This window comes from Streptomyces sp. NPDC032091 (genome assembly GCF_055580265.1).
Genome location: NZ_JBVILR010000010.1, coordinates 222,245 through 243,654 on the forward strand (window position 1 = coordinate 222,245; position 21,410 = coordinate 243,654).

Below are 21,410 nucleotides of genomic sequence, written 5' to 3' on the forward strand. Positions count from 1 at the left end.
GGCCGTGACGATCCTTGCGCACCACACGACTGCGTCCGATGAGAACGACCGGCTGACCCGCGACGCCCTCGCGGTCCTCCAGCCCGGCTTCGAGGGCACCACCGCCCCCTCCTGGCTGCTGCGCCAGGTCGGCCAGGGCCTCACCGCCGTCGGCCTGTTCGGGCGCAACATCGCCTCGCCCGAGCAGCTCGCCGCGCTGACCGCGCAGCTGCGCCGCGAGCGCGACGACGTCCTCGTCGCCATCGACGAGGAGGGCGGCGACGTCACCCGCCTGGAGGTCCGGGGTGGTTCGTCCTTCCCCGGCAACCTCGCGCTCGGCGCCGTCGACGACACGGAGCTCACCCGCGAGGTCGCCCGCGAGCTGGGCCGCCGCCTCGCCGAGTGCGGGGTCAACCTCAACTGGGCCCCGTCCGCCGACGTCAACTCCAACCCGGACAACCCCGTCATCGGGGTGCGCTCCTTCGGCGCCGACACCCACCTCGCCGCCCGCCACACGGCCGCGTACGTCGAGGGCCTCCAGGCCGCCGGTGTCGCCGCCTGCACCAAGCACTTCCCGGGCCACGGCGACACCAACGTCGACTCCCACCACGCGCTGCCCCGCATCGACGTGGACCTGGACACCCTCCAGGCCCGCGAACTGGTCCCGTTCAAGGCGGCCATCGAGGCCGGCACCAAGGCCGTCATGAGCGCCCACATCCTGGTGCCCGTCCTCGACCCGACCCGCCCCGCCACCCTCAGCCCGCAGATCCTCACCGGTCTGCTGCGCAAGGAACTCGGCTACGAGGGCCTCATCGTCACCGACGGGATGGAGATGAACGCCATCGCCGGGACGTACGGCATCGAACGCGGCTCGGTGCTGGCCATCGCGGCCGGCGCCGACGCCATCTGCGTCGGCGGGGGCCTCGCCGACGAGGCGACCGTGCTGCGTCTGCGCGACGCGCTGGTCGCCGCCGTCCGCGAGGGCACGCTGCCCGAGGAGCGGCTCGCCGACGCCGCCGACCGGGTACGGGCCCTCGCCGGATGGACCCTCCGGGCCCGGCCGGACGCGCAGCCGGAGGGGAGCCGCGCGTCCGGCATCGGCCTGGAGGCGGCCCGCCGCGCGCTCGCGGTGTCGGGCACCCCGGCCCCCGTGGCCGCCCCGTACGTCGCCACGCTCGCACCCGTCGCGAACATCGCGGTCGGCGACGAGACCCCCTGGGGGGTGGCCGCCGAGCTGGCCGCCCTCGTCCCGGGGACCGTCTCGGGCGTCTACCCCGAGGGTTCGGCCGCCGGGGACGTGCTGGCGGCCGCGGGGGAGCGCACGGTCGTGGCGGTGGTCCGCGACGCGCACCGGCACCCGTGGATGACCGAGGCGCTGGACGCCCTGGTCGCCGCGCGGCCGGACACCGTGGTCGTGGAGATGGGCCTGCCGCGCGCCGAGCCGCGCGGGTCCTTCCACATCGCCACGCACGGCGCCTCCCGGGTCTGCGGGCGGGCCGCGGCCGAGGTGATCGCCGGGACCCGTTAGTCCACCGGGTACGGGAAAGGGCCGGGCCCCCGAGGAGGGGGGCCCGGCCCTTTCCCGTCGTCTACAGGCCCTGCCAGGCGGGCTTCTCGGCGTAGGTGTGGCGGAAGTAGTCGGCCAGCTTCAGCTTGGAGGCGGCGGCCTCGTCCACGACGACGGTCGCGTGCCGGTGCAGCTGGAGCGCGGAGGCCGGGACCAGCGCGGACAGCGGGCCCTCGACGGTCTGGGCGACGGCCTCGGCCTTGCCCTCGCCGGTGGCCAGCAGGACGAGGTGGCGGGCGTCGAGGATGGTGCCGATGCCCTGGGTGATGACGTGGTGCGGCACCTGGTCCAGGTCGTCCTCGAAGAACCGCGCGTTGTCCACGCGGGTCTGCTCCGTGAGCGTCTTGATCCGGGTGCGGGAGGCCAGCGAGGAGCAGGGCTCGTTGAAGCCGATGTGGCCGTCGGTGCCGATGCCCAGCAGCTGGAGGTCCACCCCGCCGGCGTCGGCGAGGGCCTGGTCGTACGCCTCGCAGGCCGCCTGGACGTCGGCGGCGGAGCCGTCGGGGCCCATGAAGGAGTCCTCGGTCAGGCCGAGGGGCTCGACGACCTCGCGCAGGACGACCGCGCGGTAGGACTCCGGGTGCCCGGCCGGCAGGCCGACGTACTCGTCGAGCTGGCATATCCGGGCCCGGGAGGCGTCGACCTCGGCGGCCTTCACCTTGGCGGCGAGGGCCTCGTAGACGGGCAGCGGGGTAGAGCCGGTCGCCACGCCCAGCAGGGCGTCGGGCTTGCGGCGGAGCAGGGCGGCCATGGCCTCCGCGATGAGCTCGCCGCCTGCCTTGGCGTCCGGGACGATGACAACTTCCACGCGGGGCCTGCCGATCTGAGAGGTGTGGGCACTTGTGGTATAGACCAATCTAGCAGAGCGGGCCCGCCCCCGGGGGCCCTCCGCCACATCCGCCGTCCCTCCATCGTCCCGCCGTTCACGGCGCCCCGCCCGGCCGGCTACATCAGCGACAGCTGGAGGCCGCCCGTGGCGTCCAGGTGCTGGCCCGTGACCCAGCGGGAGTCCGGGGAGGCCAGGAAGGCCACCACGTCGGCCACCTCCTCCGCCGTGCCCACCCGGTGGAAGACGGACCGCGAGGCGGCGTGGGCCCGGGCCGCGGGGTCGGCCAGCCAGGCCGCGTTCAGCTCGGTCTCCGTGATGCCGGGGCCCACCGAGTTCACGGTGATCCCGCGCGGCGCCAGCGCGGCGGCCAGGGACACGGTCAGCGCGTTCACCGCGCCCTTCGCCATGATCGTGGCGAGGATCGCCGGCAGCGCGATGTCCGGGGTGCCGGTGACGTTGACGATCCGGCCCCCGTCCGCGAGCCGCTCCAGCCCGTGCTTGATCACGAAGAAGGGCGCCCGGGCGTTGAGCGCCTGGACCCGCTCGAAGGTCTCCTCGTCCGTCTCGGCGATGCCCGCGAAGGTCGCCGCCCCGGCGTTGTTGACGAGGACGTCCACGCGCTCGGTGTGGGCCGGGTGGGCCGCGTACGCCGCCCAGAGGGCCTCGGCGTCCCCCGGCACCCCGAGCTCCGCCCCGATCGCGAAGGCCCGCCCGCCCGCCGCCTCGATCGCCGCGACGGTCTCCTTCGCCGCCGCCTCGTTGCGCCCGTAGTGCACGGCGACCAGGGCCCCGTCGCGCGCCAGCCGCTGCGCCACGGCCCGCCCGATGCCCCGGCTGCCGCCCGTGACCAGTGCCGTCTTCCCCTTGAGCACGCCCATGACGCGCCCCCCCCTCATTCGCTAGTGGTCGCTACAGAAAGGACCGTATCAGATTCCCTAGCGAGCGCTATAGAATCGTCCGCATGGTGACAGGACAGCGCGGCAGGCCCCGCTCCTTCGACCGGGACGCCGCCCTCGACAAGGCGATGCTGACCTTCTGGGAGCACGGCTACGAAGCCACGTCCATCGCCGACCTCACCCGCACCCTGGGCATCGGCGCGCCGAGCCTCTACGCGGCCTTCGGCGACAAGCGCAAGCTCTTCGACGAGGTCGTGGTGGTCTACGGCAGCCGCTACGGGGACTTCGCCTCCGTCGCGCTGGGCGAGGAGCCCACCGCCGGCGCGGCCATGGCCCGGATCCTGCGCGAGGCGGCCGAGATCTACACCGACCCCGCCCACCCCCCGGGCTGCATGGTGATCAGCGCGGCCGCCAACACCACCTCGAAGGAGGTGGCCCAGGCCCTGCGCGAACGCCGCCTGGCCACCCTGGCCCTGTTCGAGACCCGGATCAGGGCCGACATCGCGAGCGGGGTGCTGCCCGCGGACACGGACGCGCGGATGCTGGCCCGCTACGCGGGCGCGGTGCTCCAGGGCATGAGCCAGCAGTCGTGCGACGGGGCGACCCGGGAGGAGCTGGAGGCGGTGGCGGAGCGGGCCCTGCTGGCCTGGCCGGCGTGATCCGGCGCGCTCCGGGGTGGTACCGCGGGGGAATTCCGCACCCGCGCCGCATTTCCTCTGGGCCACGGTGCAGGACGGGACCCTCAGCCCGTCCGGCACCGTAGCCCGGAGTACTTACGGCCGTCAGGTGTGCGGTTCCCGGCGGCCGGTTGGAGGCGCCTCGCGCGGTCAGGGCAGAACGCGCGGCCACCTCGATCCGTCCTCCTGTGCGGGGAGGGCGGAAGCTTGGGTCAATTGTGGACTAGACCAATCTGTCCTGTCCATCCAAAGCGCGGGCCTACTGGCCCGTCACTTCCTCCAACAGTACGCGGAGTGTGCCCTTCCTGGATACTCCCGAGTACTTGTCGTGGGGAAAGTCATCCCCGTACCCGGGGTACGCTCGCAAGGTGCCCTCCATGAACGATCTCGTACGCCAGCACACCGCTCTCGGTGAAACCGACCTGGAGTGGCTGCACCTGCTGGTCTCGGAGTGGCAGCTGCTCTCCGACCTCTCCTTCGCCGACCTCGTCCTCTGGGTCCCCACCCTCGACGGCAGCCGCTACGTCTCCGTCGCGCAGATGCGGCCGAACACCGGCCCCACCTCGTACCAGGACGACATGGTCGGCCACCTCGTCCCGCGCGGCCGGCGCCCGCTGCTCGACGCCGCCCTCGACGAGGGGCGGATCGTGCGCGAGGGCGACCCGGAGTGGCGCGAGGAGGTGCCGGTCCGCGTCGAGTCGATCCCCGTCCGCCGCGAGGGCCGGGTCCTGGGCGTGATCGCGCGCAACACCAACCTGCTCACGGTCCGTACACCGAGCCGGCTGGAGCTGACCTACCTCCAGTCCGCCTCCGACCTCGCGCAGATGATCGCCGCGGGCTCCTTCCCGTTCCCCGGCCAGCAGGTCGACATGGACGCCTCCCCGCGCGTCGGCGACGGCCTCATGCGCCTCGACGCCGACGGTGTGGTGACGTACGCGTCCCCCAACGCGCTCTCCGCCTACCACCGGCTCGGCCTCGCCGCCGACCTGGTCGGCCAGCACCTCGGCACCACCACCGCCGAACTCGCCCCGTCCCGGGGCCCGGTGGACGAGGCGCTCGTCAAGCTCGCCAGCGGTTGGGCCCCCCGCGAGACCGAGGTCGAGGGCAACGGCGGGGTCATCCAGCTCCGCGCGATCCCGCTCAAGCCGAAGGGCACCCGGATCGGCTCGCTGGTCCTGTGCCGCGACGTCACCGAACTGCGCCGTCGCGAACGTGAACTGATCACCAAGGACGCCACCATCCGGGAGATCCACCACCGGGTGAAGAACAACCTCCAGACGGTGGCCGCGCTGCTGCGGCTCCAGGCCCGCCGGATGGACTCGGAGAGCGGCCGCGAGGCGCTCAACGAGGCGGTGCGGCGCGTCGGTTCGATCGCGATCGTGCATGAGACGCTCTCTCAGAACCTGGACGAGCGGGTCGAGTTCGACGAGATCGCCGACCGGGTCATCGCGATGGTCGCGGAGATCTCGCCGGGCAAGGTGCAGTGCCGGCGCGTCGGCCGGTTCGGGATCCTGGACGCGGAGGTGGCCACGCCGCTGTCGATGGTGCTGACCGAGATCCTCCAGAACGCCCTGGAGCACGCCTTCACCCAGGGGGAGGGCGGCACCGTGGAGGTGACCGCCGCCCGCAGCGGATCGGGTCGCACCGACGGCCGCCTGCTGATCACGATCCTCGACGACGGCTGCGGCCTGCCCGAGGGCTTCGACCCGCAGAAGGCCGGCAACCTCGGGCTGCAAATCGTCCGCACCCTCGTGGAGGGGGAGCTCGGCGGCACCTTCGACATGGTCCGCGCCGCACCGCACGGCACCAAGGTCGTCCTGGACGTTCCCGTCAGCTCGCAGAAGTGACCGTACCCGGCCGTCACTGAGGGTGACGGGCGGGTACGGGAAAAGCACTGAGCCCCGGACCCGGGCCCTCCCAGCGGTAGCTGGGGGAGGCCGGTCCGGGGCTCAAGAGCACGTTGCTGAGCGCTATATGGGTACTACGCGCTGCGCGTCGAGGCTCGAAAGTCGATATCAGGCGCTGGCGTTGCGCGCCCGGTTGCGAGCGGCGCGGCGCTTCATGGCGCGGCGCTCGTCCTCGCTCAGACCGCCCCAGACACCGGAGTCCTGGCCGGACTCAAGCGCCCACTGCAGGCACTGCTCCATGACGGGGCAACGGCGGCAGACGGCCTTGGCTTCCTCGATCTGCAGCAGCGCAGGACCGGTGTTGCCGATGGGGAAGAAGAGCTCGGGGTCTTCCTCGCGGCAAACGGCGTTGTGACGCCAGTCCATGGCTGCTCCATCTCCTTGTATTGCGGGCAGGTTGCTTGTGAATGTGAACGCTTTCACGAATCCCCCCGTGAGGGAAGGGCCGACGCCCAGTTGGCCTGGTGCGGTCCAAGATTCGTGGTGGGGTTCTGGCGCTCTGTGTGGGTGCCGGGTTCTGCGGGCTGTCCCGATCGCCATGTAGAGATTCGCAAACCTCGGACGGGGATACAACCCCTTCCGGAAAGTTTTTTTGGATTCGTCGGTGTCGACTAGGTCACAGCCCTAGTTCCTAGGGGTGGACCGGCGTGTAAACGTTCGACTGAAAGGACTTTGGGCTCTTCTACTCACACAATCACACGCAGTGCACGGCGAACGCCTGTGAACCGAACGCTGGTGCGCACTCCCAGATGATCGCCGTCCATCTGGAAAGGGAGGGGAACCTTCGAATGCAAGGTGAAGTCGGTCAGATCGTGCAGAGACAGCGCGTGCTTGCCGTGCGGACCGCGCTCAGGAGTCGAGGTCAGGAGCTGTGTCGCGTACCGCGCGACCGCCGGAGTTGACAAACGGTCCAGAGCCAATACGTCAAGCGCGGTATCGAACGAGGCATCGGGAGAGGCGTACAGCGGCCGATTTCCCAGATACGTCCACGGAGAGGTGTTGCAGACTATCGACAGCACCAGATCCCTCACCGGATCCGCACCCGGCTGCTCCAGCGTGATCGTCCCGTGCCGGCGGTTGGGCTCCTCCCAGAACTGCCGCATCAGCTGTCGTACATACAGGGCGTGCGTCGAACGTTTGCCGCGCTCCCGCTGCTGCTCGACCCGCCCCACCACGCCCGCGTCGAAACCGAAACCCGCGCAGAACGTGAACCAGCGCGACGGGACCCCCTCGTCCTCCGTCCCCGGCACCCCCGCGGCCAGCCCCAGGCCCACCGTCCGCTCGCGCCGCTCCCGCAGCGCGTCCAGCAGGGCACCGGTCGCCTCGACCGAATCGTTCGGCAGCCCCAGCGCACGGGCGAACACGTTCGTGGAACCGCCCGGCACCACCGCCAGCCGCGGCAGGTTCTCCGGATCTGGGCCGTCGTGCAGGAGACCGTTCACCACCTCGTTGACGGTGCCGTCGCCGCCCAGCGCCACCACGAGGTCCAGCCCCTCGTGCGCGGCCTTGCGCCCCAGGTCCCGGGCGTGTCCCCGGTACTCCGTGGTCACCGCCTCCAGCTTCATCTCGCTGGCCAGGGCGTGCGTCAGGACGTCGCGCGTGCGCGCACTGGTGGTCGTCGCTGCTGGGTTGGCCACGAGAAGTGCACGCATGGTCGCCAGACTACCCACCCCCGCGCACCCGTCCCCTACCGACCGTCCCCGTCCGGGCCGGGGCCCCCGCGGCTACCCTGCTGGGGTGAGCAAGAAGCCGAGCCCCCGCACCCCCGCCGCCTCCACCACCGGTCCCGCGCCCACCGCCGGCTCCGCAGCCGCGGAGCCGAAGGCGCTGCCCGGCCGGCTGACCGCCGCCGCCGTACTGACCGCGCTGGAGGGCCTCGCCCTCGCCGGACTCGGTGTCTACATGCTGTTCGTCGGCATCGCCGGCCACCCCGACTCCCCGCAGCAGGCCGAGACCGGGGGAGTGACCCTGCTCGCCCTCGCCGCGCTCCCGCTGATCGCGGCGCGCGGACTGCGCCTGGGCCGCCGCTGGAGCCGCGGCCCCGCGCTGATCACCCAGCTGATGGCCCTCCCCGTCGCCTGGACCCTGTGGACCACCGGCGGGGCGATGACCGTCGCCGCCGTGGCCCTGGCCCTGGCGGCGGTGGCCGTCGTCGCGCTCCTGGTCAACCCGACGGCGACCGAGGCGCTGGGCATCGGACCTGTGGACCAGGCCCGATAACCCCTTCACCCGTTCTCCGTCACTCCTCCACGAGGAGCTTGTCGCGCAGCTGCGCCAGCGTGCGCGCCAGCAGCCGGGAGACGTGCATCTGCGAGATGCCCACCTCCTGGGCGATCTGCGACTGGGTCATGTTCCCGAAGAAACGCAGCAGCAGGATCCGCTTCTCCCGCGGCGGCAGCCCCTCCAGCAGCGGCTTCAGCGACTCGCGGTACTCGACGCCCTCCAGCGCCTCGTCCTCCGAGCCCAGGGTGTCCGCCACCGCCGGCGACTCGTCGTCCGTGTCCGGCACGTCCAGCGACAGCGTGCTGTAGGCATTGGCCGATTCCAGCCCCTCCAGCACCTCCTCCTCGGAGATCCCCAGCCGCTCGGCCAGCTCGTGGACCGTGGGGGAGCGGCCGTGCTGCTGCGACAGCTCCGCCGTGGCCGTGGTCAGCGAGAGCCGCAGCTCCTGCAGGCGCCGCGGCACCCGCACCGCCCAGCCCTTGTCGCGGAAGTGCCGCTTGATCTCCCCGACCACCGTGGGAGTGGCGTACGTCGAGAACTCCACCCCCCGGTCCGGGTCGAACCGGTCCACCGACTTGATCAGGCCGATCGTCGCCACCTGCGTCAGGTCGTCCAGCGGCTCGCCCCGGTTGCGGAACCGCCGCGCCAGGTGCTCGACCAGCGGCAGGTGCATCCGCACCAGCCGGTTGCGCAGCTCCGCCCGCTCCGGCGACCCCTCCGGCAGCTCGCGCAGCTCGAAGAACAGGGCCCGCGCGCCACTGCGGTCGCGCGGATCCGGCACCGCCACGTGCACCTCGTCCGACAGCTCCGGGGCCGGGGCCTCCGGTGGCTGTGGTTGGTCGTGCTGGTTGTCGCTCATAGGGCCCGCCCGTCGCTCCGCCGAGTCCAAAAAGCCGTCTTCCGCATCCGCGTCAGCCGGGTGCGGCCGGGCGTGGTGCTGCTCCGGGATGCCGCCGTCGACCTCGTGCCGTACCCGGGGCCGATCCCCGCCCCGCACCGGGATCTCCCCGCCGCTCACGCCGGGCCTGGCCCCGCGCCGCGCTGTTTGTAGAGGCTGATGCTCACCGTCCGGTTGTCCTCGACCGTCGCCTCGACCTTGCCGGCCAGCGCCGACAGCACGGTCCACGCGAACGTGTCCCGCTCCGGCGCGCGCCCGTCGGTGGTGGGCGCGGAGACGGTCACTTCCAGTGAATCGTCGATCAACCGGAAGACGCAGCTGAGGACGGAGCCGGGCACGGCCTGCTGGAGCAGGATCGCGCAGGCCTCGTCCACCGCGATGCGGAGGTCCTCGATCTCGTCGAGGGTGAAGTCCAACCGTGCCGCGAGACCGGCCGTGGCCGTCCGCAGCACCGACAGGTAGGCACCCGCAGCCGGCAGCCGGACTTCCACGAAGTCCTGGGTCCCGGGCTCGCCTGCGATCTGGGACACCCTCACCTCCAAGGTGGTACGAGCTCTGTTCGCCGGTGACGCTATCGCGATCCGGGCGATCGTGTCGCGGCACCCCTCATAGACGCCCCACGGCGCCCGCCGTGGAGCGACCGGGCCGACCCCAGCTCCGTGCAGTGACTGATGGTAAGCCCATGAGTACGCACAGTGGCTAGGGGTCTGCGGGCCCAATTCGGGGGAACCGGCGGAGGGTTGAACTACCCCGCTTCAGACGATCGAACCGTCGACAAAACACCACCGCCAGGTCTCGCCCGGTTCGAAGCTGCGCATCACCGGATGACCCGTCTCCTGGTGGTGCGCGGAGGCGTGCCGGTGGGGAGAGCTGTCACAACAGCCCACGTACCCGCACCCCAGACACATGCGCAGCTGGACCGGGTGGCTTCCGAGCACCTGACATTCCGGGCAGGTCAGCGCATGCGGGACGGGCTCGGGGCGCGGCAGTTCGGCAAGGTGGGTGCACTCGCTCATGATGGCCAGGTTACGGCCAGGGCGCGGGTGCGACATCGGCGACGACGGATGGGGATGGATCTTCGATGGAGGTATTGCCGCTGGTGGCGCTGGTGGCGGTGAGCGCCGCCGTCGCGGGGGCGGCCCGGCGTACGCCCGTGCCGGCGCCGCTGCTGCTGGTCGCCGTGGGACTCGTCGCGGCGTACGTGCCGGGGGTGCCCTCGTACGCCCTCGACCCGCACATCGTGCTGCCGCTGCTGCTCCCGCCGCTGCTGCACACGGCCGCGGTGGACAGCTCGTACCTGGACCTGCGGGCCAACCTGCGGCCGATCGCCCTGCTGTCGGTGGGGTACGTGCTGTTCGCGACGCTCGCGGTGGGCTGGGTGACGTACCTGGTCGTGCCCGGGGTCGCGCTGCCGGTGGCGCTGGTGCTGGGCGCGGTCGTGGCCCCGCCCGACGCGGTCGCGGCGACCGCCATCGCCCGCCGGCTGGGGCTGCCGAGCCGGGTGACGACCATCCTGCAGGGCGAGTCCCTGGTGAACGACGCCACCGCCATCACCGCCTACAAGGTGGCCCTGGCCGCCGCCGTCGGCACGAGCGCCGGCTGGGCCGGCGGGGTCGCCGAGTTCCTACTGGCCTCGGTGGGCGGGGTGGGCGTGGGCCTGCTGCTGATGGTCCCGATCCACCAGCTCAGGAAGCGGCTGCGCGAACCCCTGCTCCAGAACACCCTGTCCCTGCTGATCCCCTTCGTGGCGTACGCGGCGGCGGAACGGGTGCACGCCTCGGGCGTCCTGGCCGTGGTCGTGGTCGCGCTCTACCTGGGGCACCGGAACTGGCAGGTCGACTTCGCGACCCGGCTCCAGGAGGAGGCGGTGTGGAAGGTCGTCGCGTTCGTCCTGGAGTCGGTGGTCTTCGCCCTGATCGGCCTCCAGCTGCCGGTGGTCCTGAAGGGGCTGGGCGAGTACGAGGGCCTCGCGGCCGCCTGGTACGCGGTCGCGGTGTTCCTCGCGGTGGTCGGGACCCGGTTCATGTGGGTGTTCCCGGCGACCTTCGTGCCGAGGTGGGTGTCGGAGCGGATCCGCACGCGGGAGCCGGACACCGACTGGAAGTCCCCGGTGATCGTGGGATGGGCCGGGATGCGGGGGGTGGTCTCGCTGGCCATCGCCTTCTCCGTGCCGATGAGCGTGCCGCACCGCAACCTCATCCTGTTCCTCACCTTCACGACGGTGATCGGCACGCTGGTGGTGCAGGGCCTGACCCTCCCGCCGCTCATCCGGGCCCTGCGGCTGCCACGGCGGGACGCCCAGGCGGAGACCCTCGCGGAGGCCCAGGCCCAGAGCGAGGCCTCGCGCGCGGCGGAGGAACGCCTGGCGGAACTCCTGGAGGACCCCGCCAACAGCACCCTCCCGCCGCCCCTGGCGGACCGGCTGCGCACGGTCATGGAACGCCGGCGCAACGGGGTGTGGGAGCGGCTGGGGGAGGTCAACCCGGTGACGGGCGAGTCGGCGGACGACGTCTACCGGCGGCTGGCGCGGGAGATGATCGAAGCGGAACGCGAGGTCTTCGTCTCCCTGCGCGACCGCCGCCGCATCGACGACGAGATGCTCCGGGTACTGCTGCGCCGCCTGGACCTGGAGGAGGCGGCGGCGTACCGGGAGGAAACGGGGTGAGACCGCCCGGGGAGGCGGCGGGACCCTACGGGGCCCCCGTCACCACCGCGGCCAGAGTCGTGCCGCGGGGGAACGCGCCCGCTGCCGTCAGGGTGGTCAGGGCCCAGAGGAGCTTCGCCACGTAGATGCGCTCCACCGGGAGGCAGTGGCGGGACTCGAAGTCCGCGGCGAAGGACTCCAGGGGCTCGGGGACGCGGGCGTAGCCGCCGTGGTCGAAGCCCTCGGCCAGGGTCCAGGAGCCGACCGGGCCGCCGAAGGCCGCCGTCTGGAGGGAACGTATCTCCGCCTCCAGGAAGCCTCCCGCCAGGACCGGGACGCCCAGGGCGCGCTGGGCGGGGGACAGTCCCGCCGCCAGGCCGGCCAGGGTGCCGCCCGTGCCGCAGGCCACCGCCGCCACGTCGCAGGCGCCCGCGAGCTCCCGGCCCAGCTCCGCGCAGCCCGTGAGGGCGAGGGCGTTGCTGCCGCCCTCCGGGACCACGTACGCGTCCGGTGCCCCGGCGGCGGCCAGCAGGCGGGTCAGGACCTCCGGCTCCGCCTTGCGGCGGTACTCCGAGCGGGTGACGAAGCACAGCCGCATCCCGTCCGCGGCGCAGCGGGCCAGGGAGTCGTTGAGGGGGCGGCCCGCGAGCTCGTCGCCCCGGACGATGCCGACCGTCTCCAGGCCGAGCAGCCGCCCGGCGGCCGCCGTGGCCCGGAGGTGGTTGGAGTAGGCGCCGCCGAAGGTGACGAGTCGGCCGTGGCCCGCCTCCAGGGCCGCCCGGAGGTTGGGCGCGAGCTTGCGCCACTTGTTGCCGGGCAGCTCCGGGTGGACGAGGTCGTCCCGCTTGAGGAGGAGCCGTACCCCGTGCGCGGCGAAGCGTTCGTCGGCCGCCTCGACGAGGGGGGACGGCGGGCGTGGGCGCAGCTCGGGGTGGGTCACCAGGCCATTGTCACGTCCCGCGGCCGGTCACTTCAGGCGGTCCGCGATCCGGTCGCGGAGCCAGTCCATGGCGAAGCCCCTGGGGTCGATCTTGCCCGGCTGCCATTCGAGGTGGCCGATGACCGAGCGGGCGCCCCAGCCGTGGACGCGGCACAGGGCCGCCGCCGCGCGGGTGATGGCGTCGAGCTGGGCGGGGGGCCAGGGGTCGTGGCCGTCGCCGAGGTTCTCGCACTCGAAGCCGTAGAAGCGGCGGTTGCCGTCGGTGTCCGCCTGGTCGGCCGGGGGGAGGCGGCGTTCGGCGATGACGGCCGCCAGGACGTCGGAGTCGCCCGCGCCGGCGTGGTTGGCGCGGCCGTAGCCGACGAGGTGGACGCGGCCGTCCTTGGTGATGACCCCGTGGCAGAGCGGGCCGGGCAGGGCGCTGTCGCCGTCGCGGCAGAGCTCGACGGTGTAGGCGGAGCCGTGGGTGACGGTGTGGTGGACCATCACTCCGTGCACGGGCCCCCAGGGACCCCTGTGGTTGCGGTTGTGCGTGCGCCAGTGGCCGACCTCGACGACGGTCAGGCCTTCGGCGCGCAGGGCGTTGAGGAAACGGTCCGCGGACATGGGTGCGGACATGGCCGCCTCCCTTACGGTACGTGCTCGGTTCGTTACGTACCGGTGTAGTGGAGGCGATCCTTCCGCGACTAGGGCGACTTTCGGCCAGCCGTCACGCCGCGGAGCCCACCGGGCCGGCGGCCGCCCAACCCCAGAGGTTGCCCAGAGGGGCGCAGAGTAGTCCCACCCGTTTGTGTAATGGTCCGACCGCATTGCGTGCTGAAAGGCTTCTCTACCGCAGAACATGGAGTGAGTGAAAGGCAAAGACATGTCGGTCCAGGCGGGCTCCGAATCCGAAGCCCAGACACCGCAGCGCAGTCTCGGCACCGCGGCCGCGCGGAACTTGGCCAGTACGACCAAGTCCGCCCCGCAGATGCAGGAGATCACCTCGCGGTGGCTCCTGAAGATGCTCCCCTGGGTCTCGGTCCAAGGCGGCACCTACCGCCTCAACCGCCGCCTCAGCTACTCCGTCGGCAACGGCATCGTCGAGTTCGTCAAGACGGGCAGCCGGGTCCAGGTCATCCCCGCCGAACTCGGCGAGCTGGCCCTGCTGCGCGACTACACCGACGAGGAGGCCCTCACCGAACTCGCCGCCCGCTGCCGGCAGGTCGACTTCGAGGCCGGCCAGGAGCTCACCTCCTTCGGCAGCCCCGCCGACCAGGTCTTCCTCCTCGCCCACGGCCGCATCGAACAGATCGGACCCGGCCCCTACGGCGAGGACGCCGTGCTGCGCACCGTCGCCGACGGCGCCCACTTCGGCGAGGACGCCCTCACCGACGAAGAGGCCATCTGGGAGTACACGGCCCGCGCCGCCACCCCCGGCACCGCGCTCGTCCTGACCCGCCAGGACTTCCAGCTCCTCGCCGACCGCGTCCCCTCGCTCCGCGCGCACCTGGACACCGTGCGCACGCAGCCCGAGCGGCACGCCAACCCGTACGGCGAGGCCGCCATCGACCTCTCCGCCGGCCACCACGGCGAGGCCGTCCTGCCCGGCACCTTCGTCGACTACGAGGCCCGCCCCCGCGAGTACGAACTCTCCATTGCACAAACGGTCCTGCGCGTCCACACCCGCGTCGCCGACCTCTACAACCACCCGATGAACCAGACCGAGCAGCAGCTGCGGCTCACGGTCGAGGCGCTGCGGGAGCGCCAGGAGCACGAGATGCTCAACAACCCGGACTTCGGCCTGCTCCACAACGCCGACTACGACCAGCGCATCCAGCCCCACGACGGCGCGCCCACCCCCGACGACTTCGACGCGCTGCTCAGCATGCGCCGGGACTCGAACCTCTTCCTCGCCCACCCCAAGGCCATCGCCGCCTTCGGCCGCGAGTGCAACAAGCGCGGCCTCTACCCGGAGACCGTCGACGTCGCCGGGACCCGCGTGCCGGCCTGGCGGGGCGTGCCCATCTTCCCGTCCAACAAGATCCCGGTCAGCGACGCCCGGACGACGTCCATCCTCTGCATGCGCACCGGCGAGGAGAACCAGGGCGTGATCGGGCTCCACCAGCCCGGGATCCCGGACGAGATCGAGCCGAGCATGTCCGTGCGCTTCATGGGCATCAGTGAGCAGGCGATCATCTCCTACCTGGTCACCGCCTACTTCTCCGCCGCCGTGCTCGTCCCCGACGCGCTCGGCGTACTGGAGAACGTCGAGATCGGCCGCTGGCGCTGATGACCGCGAACGTCATCGCCGCGGGCGAGGGGCAGGAGGCGGCCGCCCTCCTGGAGAGCACGAGGGAAACGGTCGACCCGGAGCTCCGCCGGGCCGTCGAGAGCCTGCCCGCCCTCACGCGCCGGGTGGCGATGTACCACTTCGGCTGGGAGGACGCGGACGGCGGTCCGACCTCGGTCGGCGCCGGCAAGGCCATCCGCCCGGCCCTCGTCCTCGCCTCCGCGCGGGCCCTCGGCGGCCCGCAGGGCAGCTCGGAGTCGGCCGTTCGGGCGGCCGCCGCCGTGGAGCTGGCGCACAACTTCACGCTGCTGCACGACGACGTCATCGACAACGACGCCCGCCGCCGCGGACGCCCCACCGCCTGGACGGTCTTCGGGATCCCCGACGCCCTCCTCGCGGGCGACGCCATGATGGCCCTCGCCCTGCGGCTGCTCGCCGACGACCCGCACCCGGCCTCGGCGCGCGCCTCGGCTCGCCTCGCGACCTGCATCGTCGAGCTGTGCGCCGGACAGCAGGCGGACTGCGCCTTCGAGCGGCGCGCGTCCGTCTCGCTGGAGGAGTGCCTGGCCATGGCCACGGCCAAGACGGGCGCCCTCCTGGGCTGCGCCTGCGCGGTCGGCGCCCTGTACGCGGGGGCCGGGCCGGAGGAGGTCGAGGCGATGGACGCCTTCGGGCGGGAGGCGGGCCTGGCCTTCCAGCTGATCGACGACCTGATCGGCATCTGGGGCGACCCCGGGCACACCGGCAAGCCCGCCGGGGCCGACCTGCTCGCCCGCAAGAAGTCCCTCCCGGTCGTGGCGGCCCTCACCTCCGGCACCGGGGCCGGGGAGGAACTCGCCGCCCTGTACGCCGGTCCCATGACCGGGGACGACGACGTACGGCGGGCCGCCCGGGCCGTGGAACGGGCCGGCGGCCGCGACTGGGCGCAGGCCCACGCCGGCGACCGGATGGGCCGGGCGGTGCAGGAACTGTCCCGCGCGGTGCCGGACGTGGCCGCGGCGGGCGGACTGCTGGCGCTCGCGGAGTTCGTGACGCGCCGCACCCGGTAGGAGGCGGACGGGGGGAGGCCGGTTCCGGTGCCGCGGGGTGCCGGAACCGGCCTTTTCGCGCGCTGTCGCCAACTCTAGGATCACTCACGGTAGTTGACGCGTGAGTGAAGGGTGTGACCTGTGGTGCTGGAGATACGCCAGGCGGATCAGTCGGACCGGGACGCCGTCGCGCGCCTGCTGGACGAGGCCTTCCGCAGCGACCCGGTCAGCTCCTGGGTCTTCCCCGACCCCGCGCACCGCGCCGCCGTCCACGGCCGGTTCCTCGGGGTGTTCGTGGACGTCGCGCTGGCCGAGGGCCGGATCGACCTCGCCGCGGACGGCTCGGCGGCCGCGCTGTGGCTGCGGATCCCGGCCGGCGAGCCGGAGGGCGAGGACGAGGTCCCCGCGCGGATGCGCGCGGTGGCCGACCCCGGCAACGAGCGGTGCGAGCTGGTCGGGCGGCTGACGGGGGCGGTGCACCCCACCGCCGAGGAGCACGAGTACCTGCTGATGATCGCCGTCGCGCCGGACCGGCAGGGCGAGGGGCTGGGCACGGAGCTGATCCGGCCGGTCCTGGAGCGCTGCGACCGGGAGGGGGTCCCGGCGTACCTGGAGGCGAGCAGCGAGCGGAGCATGCGGCTCTATGAGCGGCTGGGCTGGGAGTTCACCGGCGAGGCGGTCCGGTTGCCGGAGGGGCCGTCGATGTGGCCGATGTGGCGCAAGCCGCAGGGTGCGGGGGATCTTGTGTAACCACTTCAGGTGAAGTACTTTGAGTGGCGTGCCCCGGAGGACCGGTGGCCGTCCCGAACGGAAGAGATCTCGCTTGCGCAAGCTCACGTACTTCATCGCCACCACCGTCGACGGGTTCATCGGAGCCCCGGACGGAGATGCCGAATTCATGTACGCCCACCTCGACCAGGAGTTCCTCGGGCACCTGATCGACGCATACCCGGAGACCATCGCCGCCGCCGGGCGCGCCCAGCTCGGCCTCGCCGACACCGCGCCCCGGCGCTTCGACGCGGTGATCATGGGCCGGGGCACCTACGAGCCGGGCCTCGAGGCCGGCCTGACCAGCCCCTACGGCCACTTCCGGGAGCAGTACGTCGTCTCGCGCTCCCTCACCGAAGCGCCCGCCCCCGACGTGCGGCTGATCAGCGGGGACATCGCCGCCACGGTCCGCGAGCTCAAGGCGCGGGACGGGCTGGGCATCTGGCTGTGCGGCGGCGCCGACCTCGCGGCCCAGCTGGCCGACGAGATCGACGAGTACATCGTGAAGACCTACCCGGTCGTGGCCGGCACCGGCATGCCGATGTCCCGCGCCGGCTTCGGGGTGCGCCCCCTGGAGCTGACCGGCTGCACCGCCTTCGGCGGCGGCCAGGTCGTCACCTCGTACGACGTCAAGCGCTGACCGGCGTCGAGCGCCGACCGGCGTCCAGCTCCGACCGCGCGGACGGCCGGAACCGGCCTACCGTGGAGGTATGGCCGGTGAACAGAAGCAGCACGAACGGGCGACGGTCGCCCCGCAGGCCGGGCGCGCCCCGCAGACGTGCCCGGCCTGCGGGAACCCCGTGGACACGGTGGTCCGCCGCCACAAGTCCCTCGGGATCTTCGTACCCGCGTGGGGTCCGGGTCCCTGCCGGAACCCGGGGTGCCCGCAGTACGCGCCCGCGGGGGGATGATCCCCCGCGGGCGCCTGCGGTCACTGCCCGGGCTCAGCCCTTGCTGTCGAGGCCCGAGGCGACCAGGCCGTTGGCCCACAGCTGGTTGACGCGCGAGCGCTCGGTGCTGTTCGGGTAGGCGTTGGTGCACGAGGTGCCCGGCCCGCCACCCGACATCAGCTCGCTGCACGGACCCGAGTAGTGGTCCGGCAGGCCCAGCACGTGCCCGGTCTCGTGGGCCGTCACCCGGGTGGAGTTGTACTGCTGGTTCTGTGCGTAGTCGAGGAAGATGTAGCCCCGGCCGTGCCCGTCCGTGCTCGCGTACGAGCCGCGCGAGTCGTTGCCCTCGTAGTACGAGAAGTTCCCGCCCGAGGACACCTCCTGCAGCTTCACGTTGGAGACCGAGCCGTTCCAGATACGGGTCGAGTTGGCTATCTGCGTACGGAAGCTGGGCGCGTTGCGGGTGTTGTAGGTGACCGTGACGACGGCCGTGGCGCTCGGGTTCGCGGCCCGCTGCTCGGCGACCGCGCGCTGGACGGCCTCGAAGAACGCCTTGTTCGCCGCCTGGTTCTCCGCCGAGCGCTCGTACGCGGTGTAGCTCGCCGGGCTGCCGCCCGCCGGGGTCGCGGCCGTCGCGGTGGGGACGACACCGCCGAGGGCGGCGGCGACGCCGAGGCCGACGGAGGCGACGGACAGCATGGTCCTGCGGGAGTGGCGCATGTGGGGGGCTCCTACTCATCAGGTGCGGTGGGGGGTGGATGGGTCATCCGGTACCGGAGTCTGCGGGAGCCGACGGCGCCTGCGGATGATGTCAGAGCCCGATAACACCGCCCTATCGGAGGGTTTCGGAGAGATTTACCTTGGTCAACTAGCGTGAGAATGGCGGGATTCGGGGGGCTATCGGCGGCTGGTGCGGCGCCCCGGGGCCCGCCTACCCTCGGGTCATGGAGCTTGAGGTGAGGCACCTGCGCGCACTGTGCGCCATCGCCGACGCCGGCAGCCTGCACAAGGCGGCCCGGCAGCTCGGTGTGAGCCAGCCCTCCCTCACGACACAGCTGCGCCGGATCGAACGGGCCTTGGACGGCGAGCTGTTCCTCCGCGAGCGGACCGGCTGCCGGCCGACTCCCTTCGGGCGCACGGTACTCGGACGGGCGCGGCCCCTCCTCGCCGAGATGGCCGCCCTGGTCGCCGAGGCCCGGGCCGCCGCGCACGGACCCCGGCTGCGGATCGGCTCGACCGCGAGCCGGGCCCTGCCGGGGTGGCTGCGCCGGCTGCACCGGCGCGCACCGGAGACGGAGACCACGCTGGTGGTGGACGTCTCGGCGAACGCCCTGCTGCGGATGACCGCCGCGGGGCAGCTGGACGTGGCGTTCGTGCACGAGGTGGAGGGCAGTCCGCTGCGGGTGCCGGGCGGGCTGGAGCTGCGGGTGCTGATGGAGCGCGAACCGCAGTTCGTGTCCATGTCCCTGGACCACCCCGCCGCGAGCTCGGCGGTGGTGCGGTTACAGGACCTGGCCGGGGACCGCTGGACGGTGGACCCCTCGGTCGACGGTGAATGGGACGGCCTGCGACGGGTGTTCGCGCGGGCCGGACTCACCCCGCAGGTCCTGCACGCCGACTACCACACGGCGGCGTCGCTGATCGTCTCCGGCGAGGCGGTGGCCCCGTGCCAGCCGACGTCGGGCCCCCGGGACGACATGGCCATCCGCCCGCTGCTGGGCGACCCCCTGGCGGTGCGCCTGCTGCTGGCCACCCGCCCCGGCGAACACGCCGACGCCTACGAGGACCTCCGCGCGGCCTACCGCGAGGCGGCCCTGGGCACCCCGCCGTACCGGGCCTGGCTCTCCCGGCAGGGGAGCTCCCTGCTGGTGGCCTGAGGGCGGACCCGGCGTCCGCCGGCCGCCCGGCGCCGCTGCCGCACCGAAGAAGCAGCCCCCCTCTCCCCACGCACCTGCGCGCGCTCCCCCGGTGGGGTGGTGTCGTGCTTGACTTCGGCCTGCCGCGATATATCGTGTTCAACAGGAGACGCGATATGTTGCGTCGCCGTCAGTCCACGAGGAGGAGCAGCACCATGCCTGAGCAGATGACCTGGTCCGTCCCCGGCCCCCAGCGGCTCGCCTTCGAGCAGCCCGTCACGGAGCTCCGTGTCCGCGTGGTCGGCGGGACCGTCAACGTCGTCGCCGCCGAGGACGGGCCCGCCCGGCTGGAGGTCACCGAGGTCGACGGGCCCCCGCTGCACGTGGTCCAGGAGGGCGGCACCCTCACCGTGTCCTACGAGGACCTGCCCTGGAACGGCTCCCAGGGGTTCAAGAAGTGGTTCGAGGGCAAGCCCTGGAAGGCCTGGTCCGGTTCCTCCCCGGACGGCCGCAAGGCCTGGGAGCGCAGGGTGACCGTCACGTTGACCGTGCCCGCCGCCACCGCCGTGCAGCTGGCCACCGTCAGCGCGACCGCGTTCGTCTCCGGCGTCTCCGGCGCCACCGAGGTCACCGGCGTCTCGGGCGACTCCACCCTGGTCGGGCTCTCCGGACGGGTGAAGGCGCACACCGTGTCCGGCAGCGTCGAGGTGCAGTCCGTCACCGGTGAGCTCGGCTTCCACTCGGTCTCCGGCGGTCTGACCGTCGTCGACGGCGCGGGCGGCAGCGTACGGGCCGACTCCGTCAGCGGGGACATGCTGATCGACCTGGCCCTCGACGGGGCCGCGCCGAAGCCGGTGGACATCCTCCTCAACTCCGTCTCCGGCCAGGTGGCGATCCGCCTCCCGCACCCCGCCGACGCGAAGGTCGAGGCCAACACCGCCACCGGCAGCGTCTCCAACGCCTTCGAGGACCTGCGCGTCACCGGGCAGCTGGGCGCCAAGCGGATCACCGGCACGCTCGGCAAGGGCTCCGGCACCCTGCGGGCCACCACCGTCTCCGGGTCGATCGCCGTGCTGCGCCGTCCGCAGGCCGACGCCGAGGCCGGCGCCCCCCTCCAGCTCGACAAGAAGGTGCTCTGACATGCCGCCCGTCTTCGCCCACGGCCGCCTCCGCCTCTACCTGCTCAAGCTGCTGGACGAGGCGCCCCGCCACGGGTACGAGGTGATCCGCCTGCTGGAGGAGCGCTTCCAGGGGCTGTACGCGCCCTCGGCGGGCACGGTGTACCCGCGGCTGGCGAAGCTGGAGGCCGAGGGGCTCGTCACGTACGCCACCGAGGGCGGGCGCAAGGTGTACTCGATCACCGAGGCGGGCCGCGCCGAGCTGGCCGACCGGGGCGGCGAACTGGCCGACCTGGAGCTGGAGATCCGCGACTCGGTCTCCGAGCTGGCCGCCGAGATCCGTGACGACGTCCGGGGCGCCGCCGGCGATCTGCGGCGGGAGATGCTGGCCGCCGCCAACGCCTCGGCGACGCCGGTGGAGGACGAGTCCTGGAAGGCCGCCAAGGAGGAGCTCCGCAAGGCCAGGCAGGAGTGGAAGGAACAGGCCCGCCGGGCCAAGGACGAGAGCCGCCGGGCCCGCGAGGAGGCCCAGCAGGCCCGCCGCCAGGCCAAGGAGGCGCAGGAGCGGGCCCGCGAGGAGGTCCAGCGGATCGCCGCGCAGCTCCAGGAGCAGTTCAGCAGGACGGGCGGGGTGTTCGGCAGCCTCGCCGGGGCCTGGCTGGGCAACGGCGCCCCCGCGGCGCCCGAGGCGCCCGCCGCCGCGGGGCCCTCGGGCTCGGCCTGGGCGGAGGACCTGGAGCCCACCGCCGACCCGGCCCGCGACCTGGACCGGCTGCTGGACCGCTTCCGCGACGAGGTCCGCGACGCGGCCCGCGACCACGGGGTCACCCCGGCGCAGCTGTCCGAGGCCCGCGCCCACCTGGCGGCCGCGGCGGCCCGTATCGAGGCGGGCCTGCGCCCGGGCGCGTAGCGTGCGCC

22 protein-coding genes are annotated in these 21,410 nt (G+C 72.8%); 12 read left to right on the top strand and 10 right to left on the bottom strand.

Going from position 1 to position 21,410, the window contains the following annotated elements; translation table 11 throughout:
- Positions 1-4 precede the first annotated feature (4 nt).
- Entirely contained in the window at positions 5-1,507 is a 1,503-nt protein-coding gene (locus ACZ5NJ_RS18895; protein ID WP_468766156.1) for a glycoside hydrolase family 3 protein, read from the top strand.
- Positions 1,508-1,568: 61 nt separating this feature from the next.
- On the opposite strand, the gene nagB is transcribed toward ACZ5NJ_RS18895, so the two are convergent.
- Positions 1,569-2,354: a glucosamine-6-phosphate deaminase gene (gene nagB, locus ACZ5NJ_RS18900; protein ID WP_468766157.1), complete on the bottom strand. Its 786-nt coding sequence runs from the start codon at positions 2,352-2,354 to the stop codon at positions 1,569-1,571.
- A 137-nt stretch (positions 2,355-2,491) separates the two neighbouring features.
- Positions 2,492-3,253: an SDR family oxidoreductase gene (locus ACZ5NJ_RS18905; RefSeq protein WP_468766158.1), complete on the bottom strand. Its 762-nt coding sequence runs from the start codon at positions 3,251-3,253 to the stop codon at positions 2,492-2,494.
- An 83-nt stretch (positions 3,254-3,336) separates the two neighbouring features.
- Between ACZ5NJ_RS18905 and ACZ5NJ_RS18910 the strand changes: the two genes are divergently transcribed.
- Both ACZ5NJ_RS18910 and ACZ5NJ_RS18915 read left to right on the top strand, forming a co-directional pair.
- Positions 3,337-3,930, top strand: coding sequence for a TetR/AcrR family transcriptional regulator (locus ACZ5NJ_RS18910; RefSeq protein ID WP_468766159.1), 594 nt, complete (start codon positions 3,337-3,339; stop codon positions 3,928-3,930).
- A 395-nt stretch (positions 3,931-4,325) separates the two neighbouring features.
- On the top strand, positions 4,326-5,795 hold the full coding sequence (locus ACZ5NJ_RS18915) for a sensor histidine kinase (RefSeq protein ID WP_468766160.1): 1,470 nt from the start codon (positions 4,326-4,328) through the stop codon (positions 5,793-5,795).
- 168 nt (positions 5,796-5,963) lie between these two features.
- Here ACZ5NJ_RS18915 and ACZ5NJ_RS18920 read toward each other — a convergent pair whose 3' ends face one another.
- The gene (locus tag ACZ5NJ_RS18920) at positions 5,964-6,221 is read right to left on the bottom strand and encodes a WhiB family transcriptional regulator (RefSeq protein WP_003953983.1); all 258 of its coding nucleotides are present in this window, start codon (positions 6,219-6,221) and stop codon (positions 5,964-5,966) included.
- 320 nt (positions 6,222-6,541) lie between these two features.
- Positions 6,542-7,507: a diacylglycerol/lipid kinase family protein gene (locus tag ACZ5NJ_RS18925; RefSeq protein ID WP_468766161.1), complete on the bottom strand. Its 966-nt coding sequence runs from the start codon at positions 7,505-7,507 to the stop codon at positions 6,542-6,544.
- A gap of 85 nt (positions 7,508-7,592) precedes the next feature.
- Here ACZ5NJ_RS18925 and ACZ5NJ_RS18930 point away from each other — a divergent pair, with 85 nt between their 5' ends.
- Positions 7,593-8,075, top strand: coding sequence for a hypothetical protein (locus tag ACZ5NJ_RS18930; RefSeq protein WP_468766162.1), 483 nt, complete (start codon positions 7,593-7,595; stop codon positions 8,073-8,075).
- 19 nt (positions 8,076-8,094) lie between these two features.
- On the opposite strand, the gene ACZ5NJ_RS18935 is transcribed toward ACZ5NJ_RS18930, so the two are convergent.
- The 3 genes from ACZ5NJ_RS18935 to ACZ5NJ_RS18945 all read right to left on the bottom strand — a co-directional run bounded on the left by ACZ5NJ_RS18935 (position 8,095) and on the right by ACZ5NJ_RS18945 (position 9,992).
- The gene (locus tag ACZ5NJ_RS18935) at positions 8,095-9,081 is read right to left on the bottom strand and encodes an RNA polymerase sigma factor SigF (RefSeq protein ID WP_468766210.1); all 987 of its coding nucleotides are present in this window, start codon (positions 9,079-9,081) and stop codon (positions 8,095-8,097) included.
- A gap of 11 nt (positions 9,082-9,092) precedes the next feature.
- Positions 9,093-9,506, bottom strand: a complete 414-nt coding sequence (locus ACZ5NJ_RS18940) for an ATP-binding protein (RefSeq protein ID WP_042816094.1) — start codon at positions 9,504-9,506, stop codon at positions 9,093-9,095.
- A gap of 225 nt (positions 9,507-9,731) precedes the next feature.
- Positions 9,732-9,992, bottom strand: a complete 261-nt coding sequence (locus tag ACZ5NJ_RS18945) for a UBP-type zinc finger domain-containing protein (protein ID WP_468766163.1) — start codon at positions 9,990-9,992, stop codon at positions 9,732-9,734.
- A gap of 65 nt (positions 9,993-10,057) precedes the next feature.
- Here ACZ5NJ_RS18945 and ACZ5NJ_RS18950 point away from each other — a divergent pair, with 65 nt between their 5' ends.
- A complete protein-coding gene (locus tag ACZ5NJ_RS18950; protein ID WP_468766164.1) occupies positions 10,058-11,641 on the top strand; it encodes a Na+/H+ antiporter in 1,584 nt (527 codons plus the stop codon).
- Positions 11,642-11,666: 25 nt separating this feature from the next.
- Here the strand turns inward: ACZ5NJ_RS18950 and ACZ5NJ_RS18955 are convergent, their stop codons facing one another.
- Positions 11,667-12,560 (bottom strand): 1-aminocyclopropane-1-carboxylate deaminase/D-cysteine desulfhydrase, encoded by an 894-nt coding sequence (locus ACZ5NJ_RS18955; RefSeq protein ID WP_468766165.1) that lies wholly within the window; start codon positions 12,558-12,560, stop codon positions 11,667-11,669.
- 27 nt (positions 12,561-12,587) lie between these two features.
- Positions 12,588-13,178 (bottom strand): N-acetylmuramoyl-L-alanine amidase, encoded by a 591-nt coding sequence (locus tag ACZ5NJ_RS18960; protein ID WP_468766166.1) that lies wholly within the window; start codon positions 13,176-13,178, stop codon positions 12,588-12,590.
- A 247-nt stretch (positions 13,179-13,425) separates the two neighbouring features.
- Here ACZ5NJ_RS18960 and ACZ5NJ_RS18965 point away from each other — a divergent pair, with 247 nt between their 5' ends.
- From ACZ5NJ_RS18965 to ACZ5NJ_RS18980, 4 genes are all read left to right on the top strand, one after another.
- Positions 13,426-14,832: a family 2B encapsulin nanocompartment shell protein gene (locus ACZ5NJ_RS18965; protein WP_468766211.1), complete on the top strand. Its 1,407-nt coding sequence runs from the start codon at positions 13,426-13,428 to the stop codon at positions 14,830-14,832.
- Positions 14,832-15,881: a family 2 encapsulin nanocompartment cargo protein polyprenyl transferase gene (locus ACZ5NJ_RS18970; protein WP_468766167.1), complete on the top strand. Its 1,050-nt coding sequence runs from the start codon at positions 14,832-14,834 to the stop codon at positions 15,879-15,881. The genes ACZ5NJ_RS18965 and ACZ5NJ_RS18970 overlap by 1 nt, the downstream gene beginning before the upstream one ends.
- 120 nt (positions 15,882-16,001) lie before the next feature.
- Entirely contained in the window at positions 16,002-16,610 is a 609-nt protein-coding gene (locus tag ACZ5NJ_RS18975; RefSeq protein ID WP_468766168.1) for a GNAT family N-acetyltransferase, read from the top strand.
- A 73-nt stretch (positions 16,611-16,683) separates the two neighbouring features.
- Positions 16,684-17,268: a dihydrofolate reductase family protein gene (locus ACZ5NJ_RS18980; protein WP_468766169.1), complete on the top strand. Its 585-nt coding sequence runs from the start codon at positions 16,684-16,686 to the stop codon at positions 17,266-17,268.
- 304 nt (positions 17,269-17,572) lie between these two features.
- On the opposite strand, the gene snpA is transcribed toward ACZ5NJ_RS18980, so the two are convergent.
- On the bottom strand, positions 17,573-18,238 hold the full coding sequence (gene snpA / locus ACZ5NJ_RS18985) for a snapalysin (protein ID WP_468766170.1): 666 nt from the start codon (positions 18,236-18,238) through the stop codon (positions 17,573-17,575).
- Between the two features lie 224 nt (positions 18,239-18,462).
- Here snpA and ACZ5NJ_RS18990 point away from each other — a divergent pair, with 224 nt between their 5' ends.
- The 3 genes from ACZ5NJ_RS18990 (at position 18,463) to ACZ5NJ_RS19000 (ending at position 21,402) form a co-directional block, all read left to right on the top strand.
- Positions 18,463-19,395 (top strand): LysR family transcriptional regulator, encoded by a 933-nt coding sequence (locus ACZ5NJ_RS18990; RefSeq protein ID WP_468766171.1) that lies wholly within the window; start codon positions 18,463-18,465, stop codon positions 19,393-19,395.
- 194 nt (positions 19,396-19,589) lie between these two features.
- On the top strand, positions 19,590-20,513 hold the full coding sequence (locus ACZ5NJ_RS18995) for a DUF4097 family beta strand repeat-containing protein (RefSeq protein ID WP_468766172.1): 924 nt from the start codon (positions 19,590-19,592) through the stop codon (positions 20,511-20,513).
- A gap of 1 nt (position 20,514) precedes the next feature.
- Complete coding sequence (locus ACZ5NJ_RS19000) at positions 20,515-21,402, top strand: PadR family transcriptional regulator (RefSeq protein ID WP_468766173.1); 888 nt, start codon at positions 20,515-20,517, stop codon at positions 21,400-21,402.
- Positions 21,403-21,410: the final 8 nt, after the last annotated feature.

What these genes read in the sequence shown, in the direction of transcription:
- ACZ5NJ_RS18960 (WP_468766166.1), bottom strand. Translation starts at nt 13,178, where the DNA reads ATGTCCGCACCCATGTCCGCGGACCGTTTCCTCAACGCCCTGCGCGCC.
- ACZ5NJ_RS18950 (WP_468766164.1), top strand. Translation starts at nt 10,058, where the DNA reads ATGGAGGTATTGCCGCTGGTGGCGCTGGTGGCGGTGAGCGCCGCCGTC.
- ACZ5NJ_RS18910 (WP_468766159.1), top strand. Translation starts at nt 3,337, where the DNA reads ATGGTGACAGGACAGCGCGGCAGGCCCCGCTCCTTCGACCGGGACGCC.
- ACZ5NJ_RS18925 (WP_468766161.1), bottom strand. Translation starts at nt 7,507, where the DNA reads ATGCGTGCACTTCTCGTGGCCAACCCAGCAGCGACGACCACCAGTGCG.
- ACZ5NJ_RS18920 (WP_003953983.1), bottom strand. Translation starts at nt 6,221, where the DNA reads ATGGACTGGCGTCACAACGCCGTTTGCCGCGAGGAAGACCCCGAGCTC.
- ACZ5NJ_RS18995 (WP_468766172.1), top strand. Translation starts at nt 19,590, where the DNA reads ATGCCTGAGCAGATGACCTGGTCCGTCCCCGGCCCCCAGCGGCTCGCC.
- ACZ5NJ_RS18905 (WP_468766158.1), bottom strand. Translation starts at nt 3,253, where the DNA reads ATGGGCGTGCTCAAGGGGAAGACGGCACTGGTCACGGGCGGCAGCCGG.
- ACZ5NJ_RS19000 (WP_468766173.1), top strand. Translation starts at nt 20,515, where the DNA reads ATGCCGCCCGTCTTCGCCCACGGCCGCCTCCGCCTCTACCTGCTCAAG.
- snpA (WP_468766170.1), bottom strand. Translation starts at nt 18,238, where the DNA reads ATGCGCCACTCCCGCAGGACCATGCTGTCCGTCGCCTCCGTCGGCCTC.
- ACZ5NJ_RS18945 (WP_468766163.1), bottom strand. Translation starts at nt 9,992, where the DNA reads ATGAGCGAGTGCACCCACCTTGCCGAACTGCCGCGCCCCGAGCCCGTC.
- ACZ5NJ_RS18965 (WP_468766211.1), top strand. Translation starts at nt 13,426, where the DNA reads ATGTCGGTCCAGGCGGGCTCCGAATCCGAAGCCCAGACACCGCAGCGC.
- ACZ5NJ_RS18915 (WP_468766160.1), top strand. Translation starts at nt 4,326, where the DNA reads ATGAACGATCTCGTACGCCAGCACACCGCTCTCGGTGAAACCGACCTG.
- ACZ5NJ_RS18990 (WP_468766171.1), top strand. Translation starts at nt 18,463, where the DNA reads ATGGAGCTTGAGGTGAGGCACCTGCGCGCACTGTGCGCCATCGCCGAC.
- ACZ5NJ_RS18970 (WP_468766167.1), top strand. Translation starts at nt 14,832, where the DNA reads ATGACCGCGAACGTCATCGCCGCGGGCGAGGGGCAGGAGGCGGCCGCC.